Genomic DNA, 15,618 nt, shown 5'->3' with positions numbered 1-15,618 from the left:
GCGAATATGGACCATATCGCTCCCCCTTTGCTCGAGCATACCCGGACGGCAGCCTTGACGGTGGCGGTGCTGGCTTGCCTGATGGGAGGAATCGCTGCGTCGCTCTGGCTCGCGTCGTTCTTCCTGTATGCCAGTCTGCGAATCAATCCGTTGCACGCTGGGCTGTGGGGCTGGCCCGATGCGGCGTTGGCCTGGCGAGATGGGACGATGCCGAACATCGGTCGCCAGTTGGCGGGGGCGGCGCTCCTAGGCGGGCTCCTGTCCTTTGGCGGTCCGGGATTTGCTTTGCATGCGCTATGGACGGGTGCGAGCCGACGTTGCCTCTATGGCAGCGCGCGCTTTGCGAGCGAGTCGGAGATTCGCCGGGCGGGCCTGCTATGACGACGCGATCCCACCTCAATACTCCGCCGGCTATTGTCGTGGGCGTCTGGCGTGGTCGCTACTTGCGGTTTGCGGGCCAGCAGTTCGTGCTGCTCGCGGCGCCGGCCCGCTCGGGCAAAGGCGTCGGTGTGGTGATCCCGAATTTGCTCACCTTTCCCGGTTCGGTGGTGGCGCTCGACATCAAGCAGGAAAACTATGCAGCCACAGCGGGCTTTCGCCGAGCACATGGGCAGGATGTGTACTTGTTCAACCCGTTTGCCGAGGATGGTCGGACGCATCGTTACAACCCGCTGTCGGCGATCACCAACGGCTTGTTTCGGGTGGGCGACATCCTCGCCATCGGTTATGCGTTGTATCCCGCTGGCGGCCACGACGACTTTTGGAAGGATCAAGCAAGAAATCTGTTCCTCGGCGTCGTGCTCCTGCTGTGCGAATGGCGCGACGCGCGCCGAGTCGGCAAGGGAGCGTCGATCCCCGACTTTCCCGTCACGATGGGGGAGGTGCTACGGCAATCGTCGGGCAATGGCATGCCGGTCAAGGGCTACTTGCAACGTGCGCTGGTCCGGCACCGTGGGCTGCTCTCGGGGCAATGCATCGATGCCTTGAATCGCTTCCTGTCCAACGACGACAAGGTACTGGCGAGCGTGCTGGCGACGTTCAACGCGCCACTCACGATCTGGGCCAATCCGCTCGTCGACGCGGCGACCAGTGCGAACGATTTCGATTTGCGCGACGTGCGCCGTCGTCGCATGTCGATTTATATCGGCATTACGCCCGACCATCTGTCCGAAGCGGCTTTGCTCGTCAATCTTGTGTTCTCGCAGCTCGTCAACCTGAACACGAAGCAACTACCTGAAGCCGATCCAACGCTGCAATTCCAGTGTCTTCTGCTGCTCGATGAGATGACCTCGATCGGGAAGATCCAAATCATTACACGCGCGGTCGCTTATATGGCGGGCTACAACCTGCGCTTGCTATCGATCGTCCAGTCGATCGCGCAACTCGAATCGGTGTACGGGCAGGCTGACGCTCGTACGTTCATTACGAACCATGCAATGCAGATTATCTATGCACCGCGCGAGCAGAAGGACGCGAACGACTATTCGGAAATGCTCGGTACGTTCACCGGCCAGTCGCGCAGTATGAGCCGCTCCAATGCGCTCTTTGGCCGCGGTGGCTCGAGCGAAAGCGTATCGGAACAGCGCCGACCGTTGCTGTTGCCGCAGGAACTGAAGGAACTGGGGCGTGACAAGGAAATCATCTTGCTCGAAAACACCAAGCCGATCCTGGCCGACAAGATCTGCTACTGGCGCGATCCCGAGTTTGCGTCGCGCGTCCTGACTGCGCCGTCCGTGCCGGCCCTGAACATGGCCTATTTCAGTGCGGTTGTCGAGCGCCGATTGCGCGATCTGCATCCCGCTGAGATCGATCCGGACGGTGCGGGGCTCATCAGTCTGCCGCCCGAATACCTCGAAGTATTACAGGCATGGGATCCACGTGACCTGCCGCCGAACCTAAACGACATCAGTGAGGAGGACGCCGTGGCTTACGTGGAACGGCATTTCACGCTGCTGGGCGTCCCGGCCAGCAAGGTTGTCCAGGCAAGTCGTCACCTGAGCGTGGCCGATCTGGACGTGGCTGAACTCGATTTTGTTGAGTCGGCGCGGCATGCAGCCGCGAGCGGCCCGCTCAGTATGGGAGCCCGGCAATGACGACATCTGAAGTGCATGATGCAGACCGTGCGCGTGCTGCACTTGCGGTGATTCCGGCCGACGACTACGAGACATGGGTCGATATGGCGTTCGCGCTCAAGCAGGGCTTCGGCGAACAAGGTTTTGAAATGTGGGATGCGTGGAGTCGGACGGCCGCCAACTATAACGAGCGGGCGGCTCGGACCACGTGGCGCTCGGTCAGTGCGTCGGGTGGAAAGACGCTTGCCACGTTGTTCTGGCAAGCACGCCAGCATGGCTTTGACCTGAAGCGAACGCATTATCCCGACCGCGTGACAGCCATACTCGCAGCCTCGCCCGAGGTGCTGGCGCAGCGCGCAAAGCAGGAGGAGCAGCGAGAGGCGCGTCATGCAGCAGTAGCTCGCGAGGCAGCATCAATCTGGGCGTGGGCGAGACCAGTCGGTCCGGAGCATCCCTACCTTGTGCGCAAGCATCTTGATCCGACCGTCACGCTGCGTGAGCTGGATGCGCTTGAACTGCGTGCGCTGCTTGGCTATACGCCGGCCAGCGAGGAGGAACCGCTGACGGGGCGCGTGCTGATCCTGCCAGTCTGGAACGGGCCCATCTCGACACTGGAGCTGATCGACGAGCACGGGCGGAAATCGTCGCTGGCCGGCGGTGTGAAAAAGGGTGGCTACTGGATGACGGCGCCGACGCTCGTTCTCGGACACGAATCGTCGCAGATTCTGATCGCAGAGGGCATGGCGACGGCATTGTCCGCTTCGCGTGCGACGGACTGGTTCGCAGTGGCGGCGTTGTCGAGCGGGAACCTGAGGCTGGTGGCGCAGAGCCTGCGTGAAAGATTTCCCGATGCGAACCTGATCGTGCTGGGTGAACTGGGTCGCGGTGAGACGCAGGCGCGACAGGCCGCGGCGGCAGCGCAGGCGCGCGTGGTCTGGCCGAAGTTTGCTTCTGACGCGCGCATAGACGGCAACGTGCCGAACGACTTCAGTGACATGGCAGTGTTGTCGGGTTTTGATGCCGTCGACGCATACCTGCACGCCGCGGTCCGCTTTGTTGAGAAGGCGCATGGTCAACCGGATATCTCCACCGTATCCGGTACGACAGTATTTGAGGTGGGACAGCATGAGGAGGGCGAAAAGATGGGCAACGTCAAGGAAAAGCTATTAACCGACGACGAAGGGACGCCGCGTCGCCGGTCCTCGAAGCGCAGTACGCGAAAACAGGCTGCACCAGATGTGCCGGCAACGGATGGCGCGTCCGGTTCGGCACCACCATCGACGGATTCTTCCGCTGCTGTATCGCCGGCTGTTGCCCCTCCGGTTGCCGATCCGCCGAGGTTTGCATCGTCGCGACCGCCGGTAGGCGAACCGCTGTTCGAGGTGGGCGACGTTCCGAACGAGGTCAGGGCGTTGGCTGAACACCGGTTCGGTTCGCCGCTCAGGATGGCCACGCCGCGCGAGAACGGCGGACTCTATCGCGGCGAAGTATTCAACACGGAACACTATCTGGTACAGGAGGTCGCGACGCGTAGTGTCGTGTTCCACCGCAAGGATCAGATGACATTTGTGTCCGAGCGTCTGAAATGGATGGACGAACACGCGCGGCTCAACGGGGCCGAGTTACAGGTAGGTTACGACGGCGGCCAACCGAAGGTCTATCCATGGGACCGGGCCCGCGACCTACTCGAACGCATGGTCGGTTCGCTGAAGAAATCCGCCCGCGAGCTGAATTACAGCCCCAATCTGGAGGGGATGCTCGATCAGCTGCAGGCGAGATCCTGGGCACGCATCCGGGAGGCGCGGGCCGCCGCGCTCGAAAAGTCACGAGATCAGGAGGCGTCTCGCGAAACTGGTTCGAGACCCGACCGATAAGGCTCATCAGCATAGCGCGCACGTGCAATGCCAGTGTTGAAAATGCGAGGTAGTGACATGGCACAGAGAACTTCCGCCGATGAAGCCGATCCGCTTATCAACATGATTGAGCAGGATTTGACGGGCGATAGTGTCGGTCCGGCTGCGTTGGACGAACGTCAGGAGAGGCTGAGCCAGGCCGCTAGAGAGGCAGTATCGGCTCGACGCCGACGGGACTTCGACGCTGCCCTGGCTAGATTGCGAGAGAAGGCGGCCCGCGATGATGCCACTGTCCCACAGCATGCCGAGACTCCGTCGCCGAACGGGATACCGGACGAGACGAATCGAGGCAGTGCGCCTCTCGACCAACCGCCTGAACGAGTACGCAAGCGCTACCTGCGCACCGGCAACCAGTATTTCCTGAAGGACGCGCCGTATCAGCTGGCATTTGAAGATCTGGGGCCGTATCTCGTTACCGAGCACAACCGCCCGGACGTAGTCGAGTCCATGATCGACATGGCGCATGCGAAGTCGTGGCGGCGCATTCGAGTGTCCGGGCACGAGGTATTTCGCGGCGAGGCGTGGCTGCAAGGCACGCTGCTCGGCATCGAGGTGAGCGGCTACGAGCCAAAAGCGGCTGATCTGGCGCGTCTGGCGGATGCACGGCAGGCGCGGTTGGACAATCGCATCGAGGTGGCGGCACACGTCGGGTCACCTCCTGTCGCGAACGCACCGGGACGCTTGGATGATAGACCGATGGTTTCATCTACGCCTCGCGTCGACGCAAGAATCGCCGTCAACCCATCTCCTTCATTTGCACCACGTCGTCCGTCCGCTTCTGAATCGGCTATTCCCGAGGGAAATCAGAACGCTGCAAACGACGAGATCGATGGTCCACGGCGCTACGTCGGGGAACTGCGTGAGCATGGCGGTGCGCCATATCAGCACAATCCAGCGCGTAGCGACTCGTATTACGTCATGTTTCGCGATGAGACTGGAATCGACCAGGTTGTGTGGGGTGTCGATCTCGAGCGCACGATGCGTGAAGCGAATGCGCAAATCGGCCAGCAGGTGATACTCGAGAATCTCGGCAAACGCCTCGTCACGGTTCGAGTGCCGATTTTGAATGACGAAGGACGAGTGATTGGCGAAGACGAGAAAGACGTTTACCGCAATACGTGGCAGGTGGAAGTCGTGGAGCGGGGGCGTGAAGTTTCTGTCGCGCGGCAATCAGAAAATCCGTCGGGCGAAGAAGCCCGATCTGCGGATTCACACGTTAACTCGGTTAGGGAGCCAGAGCTTCAAGGCCGTTATGACGCGCTCAATTCAGAAAATGAACGGGCACTGCAACTGGCCGTGCTGACGGCAGCTATGCGCGAGCAGGGTTTCAGCCAGCGTTCCATTGCTCGGGTACAGAAGCGTGCGGAGCGCATGCTGGTCGCGTTCCAGCGCGAGGGCATCCCGGTACCGACGCCGAAGGTGTTTGATCCGAACGCGCCATCGGACCGGAATCGTCGCAAGCATCAGACCTCCGAACGCACGCCTACCCGAGAGATCGAGCGAATGCCTGGTGAACCGTCACCGCCATCACCATCTCGCTGAGGTGAATCGTGGTCGGCCGCGAGCGTCTGTGCGTCGAACTCGGTGTACTCAGGTCAGTTTGGGACGACTGGTGTGCTCGTCGCGGTTTGACTGCAGGTGAGGGCGTGCGCCAGTTGGTTGTAACCACTGTCCGTGACGATGCGGCTGGGGAATCTGGCTCGATCTTGTTTGACTTACCTCGACCGGTCGCCGGGGAGCCGCGCACTCGTATAGAAATCCGGCTGACTATTGCAGAACGGAGAGCGGTCGAACGGCGAGCGACGGCGATGGGCCTGCACAGTAATCGATGGATCGTGTCACTGATTCGTGCGCAAATGACCGGAGAGCCGCAGTTGGGCGAACCCGAGTTGCACGCCCTCGCGGTATCAAATCAACGTCTTGCCGAGATCAGCCGGTTGTTGGGCCAACTCGCACGCGCCGACTCGGCAGAGCCGGTGGATCGGGATTTGCGGAGCGAATGGGTGGAGTTGCGCAGCCGCGTTGACGAACACTTGCGTACGACAGCTGCCATCATTCGCGCGAACCTTGATCGATGGAGCCGCTGATATGCCTTACCCGAAAATCTATATCGATGCGATGCTCGTCAACTGGGGCGACCGCCTGTTTCAGGAGCCACTACGACATGCGCGTGCAGCGCGGCTCTCACATGTGGATATTCGCAACGCCGCCGCTCTCGTGCGCGCTCGAGTCGCCCGCACGCTCGGGCGTACACCGGAGGTCATGGTCAAGATCACCAACAAGGCGGCGAGTGCGCAAGGGTTCGGAGCCGTACGTCGACATTTGCGCTATATCTCCCGTAATGGCCGGATCGAACTGGAAGATCAGAACGGCAACCGTATTGAAGGCAAGGATGCGCTGAGCGATCTCGTGACGACCTGGAAATTGGGCGGATGGGGCATCCCGGAGACCAGTTCGCGGCGTGAAACATTCAATATCCTGCTGTCGATGCCGCCCGGAACGGATCGAAAAGCCGTGCGCGATGCGGCACGTGATTTCGCGGCACTTGAGTTCGGCGACGGGCGTGCGTACGTTTTCGCCGCGCACGAAGACGAAGCGCATCCGCATGTTCATCTGAGCGTCCAGGTACGTGGCCCTAACGGGCGCCGCCTGAATCCACGGCACAAGGATCTGCAGCGATGGCGCGAGCGCTTTGCGGAGGAACTGCGGGAGTATGGAGTCGAGGCGAATGCGACGCCTCGGCGTGCGCGCGGCATAACGCAACGCTATCCGAAGCAGGCTGTCATTCATATGGTCGCACGCGGCGAAACGCCGAGGTACTGGAAACCGTTGCCGACTGATGCTCAGCGCGATGCACGATGGGCTGCCCAGGGCGGCGTATTCACCGCGTGGCGCGAGATGGCTTACGCGATGGCAAGATCGCGCGTTCGCGAGGATCGCTTGATGGCCGTTGAAATGGCGTACTTCGTGGGGGCCATGCCGGTGCAACAAGAGCGGCCAGTGGTAGCGCGCAATCCGGATAATGGACGTGAGCAGCCGACCTGGCGGGGACCGGACTTAGATCGTTTAGACGACGCGACTCGGGATGTGGAGCGTTGATGTCCGATGCGTGGCGTCTTTTGTTCAACCTGGCCGCGGTCTTCTGGAGTCGTGGAACCAAGGGATGATCCGTTGAACCTGTTCTGACGGTGATTCGACCGGTTGTGAGGATATTGCTCATGGTCAGGTGCATCGGACACTGCTGTCCTGAGGCGCTCTATTTATTCACGATCAGCGAACCATACCGGTCCGGCCTTGAATGTTGCAAAGAGCAGAAACAGCAACGCGATCGCGAGAAGCGGTACGCCGTAGAGTGCCACCGGGAAAAACAACATGAACTGCAGCACTGATCCGCAGAAGCCGTGTACCGCGCCCGTACCCCGAACGTTTTCGTAGATCAACCGGATCACTGCTGCAAGCCCTATTGCCATGAGTACGAGGCCGCTCCACGTCGGTTCATGCCGAAGCAGTGCGGCTCCCCATCCGAAATATCCCCACCACACGAGATTGATGCCGATCGCAGCGAGCCAAAAGCCACGCGCCGTGAAAAAACTGTAGCTGTACTGGCGTCGAGCGTGATGGCCGAAGAGCTGAATGCTCTTCGCAATCGCAATGATTGTGCCAAATGCGATCGCAAGTTTAAGAAATGCCACGGAATGTTCCTCCAGAGCTGGGCCCGGTGGTGCCTTGTTGTCGACATGAGGGTGCAGCGAAATGCGACGTGCTGACTGCCGCTCCTTCAAATATAGACGTCCGTTCCGTGAACGCAACAATATCGTTATCCAGAATATTGAAAATTTGCGTTCATGGTGACGACATTCAAAATTTTCGAGTGCCTGGTGCTGCGTGCTCACGCTGCAGGTGCTGGATTCGAAAGTGATGTGGTTGGTGGAAAGAGAATGTCTTGTCGCGGTGAAGTTCAATGGTGCCAAAAACCGGCGCAAGCCTATCCTGCCATTCCTTGTTTTCCGTGCATCTTTTGTGGCCCAGAGTAAACGCCGCGGGTAGAGGTTTCTGCCTTCGCGTACACTTCCGAACGAGCCTCGGAGAACCACGTGCGTTGTCCTTGCGAAGACGGTGCGACGTAGGGTTCGCATCGGAGTCAACGCATTGCGTAAAGCGATGTCTTTAGAGATGCGTAACCGCTGCGCCATGAACTGCTGACCAGTGGCGAACCGGATGTGTGGAATGTGCGTACCTCGTCGTGTTCGGTGCACGTGAAAAGTGCAAATAGTTCGCAGAGTAAATGCGCCGACCGATCCGATTCGAGGGCCGTATAAAAAGCCAAGTCTTGTGCCCGGGCTGTCAACGTATTGTGCAGAGCAGACGAAGACCTACGTGCGTCGAGATGCAGGCGACGCGCTATCGTATGAGCGTGGATTTCTCGGTTCCGCGTGGAGCACTGTGAGTAGTTCCAGCGTAGAGGGCTGGAATCCGCACGTGCACACGTGACGCGAGCGACGCCAGAATTCCGCTTCAGAGTGACGGCGTCCGGCGCCAACGGCAAACGCTACCCGGTGTTCCTTGATGCTTTGGCGAAGCGCGTCGCATGCGCACCACATACGCTAAAAAAGCGCGTTGTTCTCCTGCTTTCCCGTCAATGCCGGTGTGTTCCTGCACGAGTAAATCGTGCGGAAAACCGTATTGACGCGTGCTCAGGACGTGCGCACGATGGTGTCACAGCGATGTATAGCCGATGTTCAGGAGGGTAACGATGCCTGTTGCGAAGGTTTATACGAAGTCGCAATGGGAGGCGTTTGGTCGCGCACTCGATGCGCTGCCCGAAAAACCGGATACCGAACGTGGCGTGACGGTGCGCGATGCCATGAAGGATATGCGCGTGCGCGTGCGGACTGCGCAAGCGAAGGGCTATACGCTGGACCAGATCGCGGAGCAGGCCCAGCGGCACGGACTGGACATCACGGCTGGGACGATTCGCTACGCACTGCGCTCGACCGGGAAAGGCGGTAGCGCAGGTGGTGCTGCGCGACCGGCACCGGCTGCACGCGCGACTGATGCTGAGAAGGCATTCACGGCGCAATCGCGCGCGCAGGATGCGACGTCTCAAACAAAACATGTTCGCAAGGATGGGGGAAAGACGGAAGCCAGACCGCAATCCGCGCCGGTACAAGGTGCACTCGGATTTGCGATCCGGCCAGACACCGACGATCTGTAGAGGAGCCGAGATGGAGACGACAGTCAATCCCATCTATCTTGTGGGCGGTGGCAAGGGCGGCGTTGGCAAGAGCCTTGTTGCGCTCGCGCTGGTCGATCATCTGCAGCGGCGCGGCGTGAAACCCGTGCTGGTTGAGAACGACACGTCAAACCCCGACGTAATGAAGGCCGTGCAGGGCGAGATTGATTGCGCCGCGTTCGATCTGGACGAGGCGGACGGTTGGATCAATTTCGTGGACTACTGCGATGAGCATCGGGGGCGGTGGTGGTGGTCAGCACGGCAGCTCGTAACCAGGATGGCATCGCGCGCTACGGTGCGACCCTGTCCAGCACGCTGGGTGAGCTTGGCCGGCGGCTTGTCGTGTTCTGGGTGATCAACCGGCAGCGCGACAGTCTGGAACTGCTGCGCCAGTTCGGTGAAACCTTCCCCGACGCGATCACGCACGTGGTGCGCAATGGCCACTACGGCACACCGGACAGGTTCGTGCTGTATCAGGACTCGAAAATCCGCAAGAGTGTCGAGGCGAAGGGCAAGTCGCTCGACTTTCCGGAACTCGCGGATCGTGTGGCGGACGATCTGCGCAGTCAGCGCCTGTCGGTGCGCAAGGCGGCAGAGTCGCTGCCCATCGGGCAACGCGCGGAACTGCTGCGCTGGCGGGCGCTCTATGACGCGATGTTCGCCGGGGTGACCGGAAATGCCTGAGCGGCGGGCGCGGCGCGGACGTCCTGTTGATCCACTCGCCCGGCTCTTTTACGACGTGACCGGGGAGAAGCCGGATGACGCGAGCCTGCTGCGCATGCGCCGGGTGTCGATGGCCCTGAACCTGCGCGACAATGATGCACTCTGGTCGGTGCTGGCTGGGTGGATTCAACCGGTCGTCGCAACACTAGATTGTTGAACGGACCTGAGATACTCGTCCAGAGCTTCAGCAGGCGTTTTCCAGCCGAGTGTTTTCCGGGGCCTGGTGTTCAACGTATTAGCAACGGCTTGAATCTCTCGAGCGCTCCACCGGGACAGATCCGTGCCCTTTGGAAAGTATTGTCGTAGAAGGCCATTCGTGTTTTCGTTCGTGCCTCGTTGCCATGGGCTGTTCGGGTCGGCGAAGAAGACCTTCACACCAGACTCAATTGTGAAGCGAGCATGGTCGGACAGCTCCTTTCCCCGATCCCAAGTCAATGATCGCCACAACTGGGCAGGCATGCTCGTCACGGTTTTCTTGAGTGCATTTGCCATCGTGGCAGCCCCATAGCCGGCCAGCGCGGGACCGTTTTTCGTCCTGGGAATCAACCCGTAGCCTTCCTCGCGAGGCAGATGGATGAGCATGGTGAATCGGCTTGATCGCTCGACCAGCGTTCCGATCGCAGACCGGTTCAAGCCGATGATCAGATCGCCTTCCCAATGTCCCGGTACAGCACGGTCTTGAGCTTCCGCTGGACGTTCGGAGATCATCACGTCTTCGCTGACATGCGCCCACGCCTTGGCTTGCGCCCTGGCCCTTGGCACTCTCAGTGCTCGTCCGGTGCGCAGATAGGTCACCAGTTCGCGCTTGAGCGCACCACGCCCTTGAATGTAAAGCGCCTGATAGATGGCTTCGTGAGAGATGCGCATGGTTTCGTCATCTGGAAAGTCGACTTTTAATCGATTGGCAATCTGTTCCGGCGACCAGCCATTGACCCATTTGCGATCACTGCGTTCTGGTTTATTCCGCCCGATGAACGCCGCTTGACTAGGCCCTGCGACCTTACGTCCTTTAGCGTCGTGAACCTGGCCTTCCAGGCGCTCTTGCACATAGCGGCGCAGCCTCGGGTTTGTCGCAAGCTTTGCTGGTTTCGGTCGCCTGGCAAACAATTCCGCCTTCCACTGCGCAACTGATGCACGATAATCGAGGCGGCCACTACGAGTTGCAGCATTACGCTTGAGCTCTCGCGAGACCGTTGACGCGCTGCGGCCAATACGGCGAGCCATCTCACGTACGCCGGCGCCTTCGGCTGAGAGTAATCCTATCTCTTCACGCTCAGCAAACGATAAGTACCTGCCGGATATTGGACTTGCCATGAACAACGGCATACCGCCACGCTCGCGAAACCAGCGTGTCCCTGCCGCCTGGGACACGCCAACTGCCGCAGCAGCCTTCTCGCTTGTGATTCCGGTCGCAACCTGCTCCCAAAACTGGCGTTCAACCTCGTGCCGAAGCGATGGTCCACCTGGCGAGCGCATCGCTCCTCGCCTCGTCAACTGTTGTCTCCACTTCGATGGACGACCCATGAAACACCTCCTGGATTAAGGTGTTGCGACGACCGGTTGAATCCACCCTGTGCTCGAATACTATGCTCGGCTTTACGAGGCGATGCCGGAGCACATCCAGGAGGCAGGCAAGGGCAATCTGGACGCAGTACGGGATGAGGCACATAAGGCAACGGACGCGTTGATGGCGCAGCACCGCGACGCGCTCGCGCGCTGCAAGGCGACCATCGAACTCGCGGAACGGATGACCGTTGAACACGAGGCGAGGTATCGCGCGACGCTCGCGGCACTGAATGAAAGGCGTTGGTTGTGCAGGCGGGGCGTGCCGCTGACCGGATCGCGCGCATCGCGGGAAACAGGATGGTCGGCGCGGTAGCCGTTGCGGCGCGCGAGCACCGGCAGCAGCTCGACGCAGCGGTAGCGCTGTTTGAGCAGGAGATGAGCGAGGCAGCGGCGCGCGCCGCGAAGGTCGACCAGATGGCAACGCGACGGATGGTGAAGGCGTGCCGCGCACTGGTTGTCGGAGCGCTGATCGTGATTCTGCTCGCGGCGGCAGCGGGTGGGCTTGCAGGCCGCTACTCCAGCAGTCATATGGTGCGGGCAGAGGGTTTGCCGTCTGCCCGCACGGGTCACACGTCGTGGGCCTCACCTTTCATGAATGCGAGGGCATCATGAAGCGTGCGCGAGGCTGGCAGCGGTCGGGAAGGGCCACGGCGGCTGCGTGCCGGCTGCGGCGGGAGATCCAGTTACATCACAAGCCGTGTTGTTGATGCCACTGTGATCGCTCCCGGTCTCGGCGGCACCGTCGTCGTCCTGCGCGTCGTCGGAACCATTGCTAGTGTCTGGGCCGTGTTCGTCCTCCCCGGCGTCCCCGTTCTCGTCGTCGCGGGCTTCCCATGACGGTGTGACCGGGAGTTCCGTATCGGTGAGGATTTCCGGGAGCCACACGACCTTCGCCAGACGTAGTTCGGCTGCGGCAGCGGCGTCTGCCTTCTTCATCTTTCCGAGGTCGGCGGCAACCTTGGACGACACGGCTGCGGACACGACTTCCCCGATGCGCGCCTTGCTGACATGGTCGAAATACGTGGCGCGGGTCGGCGTCCAGTACCGGGTCATGTCGAGGGTCAGCGTGCCTGCGAGCGCGTTGATCGACTGCGGTTTTTCCTCGCCCACGATGCCATCGAGCAGGGTGCCGGTACAGAAGGCGAGCAGATCGAGCAGCGTCGTCCCTGGATCCTGCTTCACGAGCCACGGCAGCAGGTCGGCGCGTTTGCGGGCAACTGGGCGATCCATCGGGCGCGTTGTGCCTCGATAGCGTTCCATGCAGCACTGGTCGGCAGATCGTCTGCCGCGCGCAGCAGGCTGTCGTGATTGTTGTCGCCGGATAACGCCAGATAGTCATGTGCGGACGTGTGACCATAGTGCTCGGGCAGCGCTTGTGGAACGAGATGCCGCAACAGGGCGGCGAGCGCGACGAAGGGCTGCGCAACCATTTCGGCGTGGATGGCGACGGTGCGGTGCGCGGTGAGTCGCTGGCAAAGCTTCGCGCTGTGGACTGGCTTAATCTTCATTACAGGGGCATCTGCAGAGTTCGCAGCTTCCGCCTGCGGCGTGCCGGTGACAGTCGCACCCGCCGCATCGAGCGCGGCACTGTTCTCGCGTCGCACGAGACCGCGCTCGATGAGCAGTTCTCCCTGCGGATCGATGATCACGAACGAGCCTGCCTGGGCCATCTGCCGTGTATCCCACACCAGGGCGCGGCTTTCGACTGCGACGATCGCGGCGTTGACCCGTTCGATTTCGGCATCAAGGCGGTCGGCCCCTCATAGGTATTTTTATCGTCCTCGGAGAGCGCTTCCAGCTTCCTGGCCAGTTCATCCTGCTCTGCGGTAAGCGCATCCATTTCGCGCTGCTCGTCGTCCGTAAAGGGGCGCTTGATGGGGCGCAGCCTGCCGTAGCGGTTAAGCTCCAGCACGTCGCGCTCGACGCGGGTTTCCGTCCAGCCCCAACCCTCGGCGCGTACTTCTTCTGTTGCTACGTCGAGCTTCTGAGCCACGAGACGCTGCAGCAGTTCGGCATCGGTGATGTAGCCCGCGTTCCCGTCGTCACTGAAGAGGTCACGGCGTACATACCCGCCTGCGGCTTCGTAGGTGTCGAGGCCAATAAAGCGCACAAGGCGGCTGCGGCTCGCGTCGATTTCGGCCCGCGTGATGGCCTGCCGCAGATAGTTGGGCTACCGTTGCCACTCGTTCGCATCGAACCAGATGTGTTCCTGCGTTTCGTGGTCGTCCGCGAGGGCGAGTGCGGCAAGCTGGTCGAGCGTGACCGCGTCGGCCCGCAGCAGGGACAGCAGCTTTGGGGAAACGCTGGCGAGTTTCATGCGCCGTTTGACAGTGAGCGGCGAAGCGGAAAAGAGCGCAGCGATGTAGTCAACGCTTCGCCCTTCCTCGGCGAGCATCCGGTATGCGCGCAGCACGTCGAACGGATCGAGTCCTTCGCGCTCGGTATTTTCGATCAGGGAGATGGCGAGGGCTTCGCCTTCACTGACGATCCGCACGGGGACCGGGTATTCGGCGGCGATGTCTTTCTGTTCGAACAGGAGGTCGAGTGCGGCCTCGCGGCGCTGACCGGCGCATACGCCGTATTTGCGCTGCCTGCGTCTAGATCCCTTTATCTCGTGGACGACGAGATTTTGCAACAGACCCTTGGCGCGGATATTGGCGGCGAGGCCGGGAATGCCCGATAAGGGTTTCGTGCGTGCATTGAGTGGCGAGGGCCGCAGGGTGGAATACGGCACGGTCACGATGGGCTGCTCGTTGCCGAAGTGGGATTCGAGCACGGTAGCCGATTCGGCGGTGTCTTTCGTTGTGGTTTCGAATTGGGCTTGCATGACTGACTCCAGAAAGAAGAAAACAAAGTTCCGGATCGGGCACTACGGGATTCCGCCAGGACTCGACTCGTAGAGGAGTCCTGACAGAAAATAGGAAGGAGTGGCTTTCTCGCCTCTATCGGGGCTACGCCTTCATCTGACGCATAGCGTCCGCGAGCATCCAGAGGGCGCGGTTGAGCTTCACGTTCTGGTCAATGCCGGTGATGGGACGGGTGGACATCGAGCGCCCGGTGCGTGAGCGACCATGCAGCCCGCCCTTGGTGAGGTTTTCCTGAACGCGGTTAAAGACGGTCCAGAGGTCGTCGCGGCGATCCTCGAAGCGGCGCGGGGCGAGCAGCTGGCTGTCGGTGACAGGGGCCGGAGCCTCCGCGTCGGTCGGGTCGTAGCGCAGCGCGAGTGCGGAGCGGGCGAACGCGTGCTGTTCGTCGCGGTCGAGCGTGACCGAACGCATGCCTTCCTTCTGCTCGCGGATCAGGTCGAAGCCGTCGAGCACGTCGAATGCTCCGTTGATTACGTTCTGGACGATGTTGCCCTTGTGCGGGACGCGGATATCGGCGACGTTGTCGCCCGCCACCATGCCGTTCTGGCAGACGAAGCGCAACATACCCGCGAGCATCTGGTAACTGCTGGTGCCGTCGTGCGAGTTCAGCAGCACGATTTCGTTGGCTTCATCGCCCGTAATCTGGTCGGCGTGGCGAAGCCGCAGCATGTGTTTGGTGTATTCGCGGCGGTCGTCATGCCGCACGCGTGTCTGGCAAACCATGAACGGCTGGAAGCCTTCGTTGCGCAGGCCGCGCAGCACGTCGATCGTTGGAATGTAGGTGTAGCGTTCGGAGCGGCTCTCGTGCTTGCCGTCCGCGAAGATGGACGGGGCAACGCGGCGAATCTGGTCATCTGACAGGGGCGAGTCAGCGCGCAGCATCGGGGAGCCGTAACGGAAAGAAGAAGCGAGTTGCATGGCAATCTCCAGAGTCAAGGTTGAGGACCTGAACCGGGCGAAGGGATGTGACTTGCCGTTGCGGCTGAACACCTCCCGGTGGAACTCGGGATTGGCCTTGCTGCCGCCAGGTTTCCGGGTTTCCGCCCGTGCGACTTGAGGAGCCGATAACGGACAGGCGTCAAGGAAAAAGGCGAGGGAGGGGTGCGGGCAACACGGTCCCTCGCCCCTTGACGCCTGTCCGTTATCGGCTACGGTCGCGGGTCGAGGGCGGAAACCTGGGAGCCGGGTGCACGCCATGCCGCGGGTTGACCGGGCAGGGGGCGATAGTGAACCGTCTTCTGGCG

10 protein-coding genes and 3 pseudogenes are annotated in these 15,618 nt (G+C 61.1%); 9 read left to right on the top strand and 4 right to left on the bottom strand.

All coding sequences use genetic code 11. The annotated features are described in order from the left end of the window. Positions 1-6 precede the first annotated feature (6 nt). The 6 genes from WS87_RS31060 (at position 7) to WS87_RS31035 (ending at position 7,084) form a co-directional block, all read left to right on the top strand. On the top strand, positions 7-381 hold the full coding sequence (locus tag WS87_RS31060; RefSeq protein ID WP_059815349.1) for a hypothetical protein: 375 nt from the start codon (positions 7-9) through the stop codon (positions 379-381). After that, the gene (locus tag WS87_RS31055) at positions 378-2,093 is read left to right on the top strand and encodes a type IV secretory system conjugative DNA transfer family protein (protein WP_059815346.1); all 1,716 of its coding nucleotides are present in this window, start codon (positions 378-380) and stop codon (positions 2,091-2,093) included. The genes WS87_RS31060 and WS87_RS31055 overlap by 4 nt, the downstream gene beginning before the upstream one ends. After that, entirely contained in the window at positions 2,090-3,946 is a 1,857-nt protein-coding gene (locus WS87_RS31050; RefSeq protein WP_059815344.1) for a PriCT-2 domain-containing protein, read from the top strand. Before WS87_RS31055 ends, WS87_RS31050 begins: the two co-directional genes overlap by 4 nt. 57 nt (positions 3,947-4,003) lie before the next feature. Next, a complete protein-coding gene (locus WS87_RS31045) occupies positions 4,004-5,527 on the top strand; it encodes an LPD7 domain-containing protein (RefSeq protein ID WP_082750551.1) in 1,524 nt (507 codons plus the stop codon). A gap of 104 nt (positions 5,528-5,631) precedes the next feature. Further along, entirely contained in the window at positions 5,632-6,072 is a 441-nt protein-coding gene (locus tag WS87_RS31040) for a plasmid stabilization protein (protein ID WP_236873310.1), read from the top strand. A 1-nt stretch (position 6,073) separates the two neighbouring features. Further along, entirely contained in the window at positions 6,074-7,084 is a 1,011-nt protein-coding gene (locus WS87_RS31035) for a relaxase/mobilization nuclease domain-containing protein (protein WP_082750544.1), read from the top strand. A gap of 161 nt (positions 7,085-7,245) precedes the next feature. Here WS87_RS31035 and WS87_RS31030 read toward each other — a convergent pair whose 3' ends face one another. Beyond that, a complete protein-coding gene (locus tag WS87_RS31030; RefSeq protein WP_335671944.1) occupies positions 7,246-7,878 on the bottom strand; it encodes a hypothetical protein in 633 nt (210 codons plus the stop codon). Between the two features lie 860 nt (positions 7,879-8,738). Here WS87_RS31030 and WS87_RS31025 point away from each other — a divergent pair. Next, positions 8,739-9,200, top strand: a complete 462-nt coding sequence (locus WS87_RS31025) for a hypothetical protein (protein WP_081070138.1) — start codon at positions 8,739-8,741, stop codon at positions 9,198-9,200. A gap of 10 nt (positions 9,201-9,210) precedes the next feature. Next, a pseudogene (locus tag WS87_RS31020) lies at positions 9,211-9,902 on the top strand (nucleotide-binding protein). 165 nt (positions 9,903-10,067) lie between these two features. On the opposite strand, the gene WS87_RS31010 reads toward WS87_RS31020, so the two are convergent. Next, on the bottom strand, positions 10,068-11,465 hold the full coding sequence (locus WS87_RS31010; RefSeq protein WP_082750543.1) for an IS30 family transposase: 1,398 nt from the start codon (positions 11,463-11,465) through the stop codon (positions 10,068-10,070). Between the two features lie 49 nt (positions 11,466-11,514). Here WS87_RS31010 and WS87_RS31005 point away from each other — a divergent pair. After that, positions 11,515-12,119, top strand: a pseudogene (locus WS87_RS31005) (hypothetical protein); the annotation flags it as partial. On the opposite strand, the pseudogene WS87_RS31000 reads toward WS87_RS31005, so the two are convergent. Beyond that, a pseudogene (locus WS87_RS31000) lies at positions 12,114-14,334 on the bottom strand (ParB/RepB/Spo0J family partition protein). The pseudogenes WS87_RS31005 and WS87_RS31000 sit on opposite strands and share 6 nt — an antisense overlap. A gap of 124 nt (positions 14,335-14,458) precedes the next feature. Continuing rightward, the gene (locus tag WS87_RS30995) at positions 14,459-15,292 is read right to left on the bottom strand and encodes a DUF932 domain-containing protein (RefSeq protein WP_059815325.1); all 834 of its coding nucleotides are present in this window, start codon (positions 15,290-15,292) and stop codon (positions 14,459-14,461) included. Positions 15,293-15,618 lie beyond the last annotated feature (326 nt).

The organism is Burkholderia sp. MSMB0856, assembly GCF_001524645.2.
Classification (GTDB): domain Bacteria; phylum Pseudomonadota; class Gammaproteobacteria; order Burkholderiales; family Burkholderiaceae; genus Burkholderia; species Burkholderia diffusa.
This window is presented reverse-complemented; position numbering and strand designations above follow the sequence as displayed.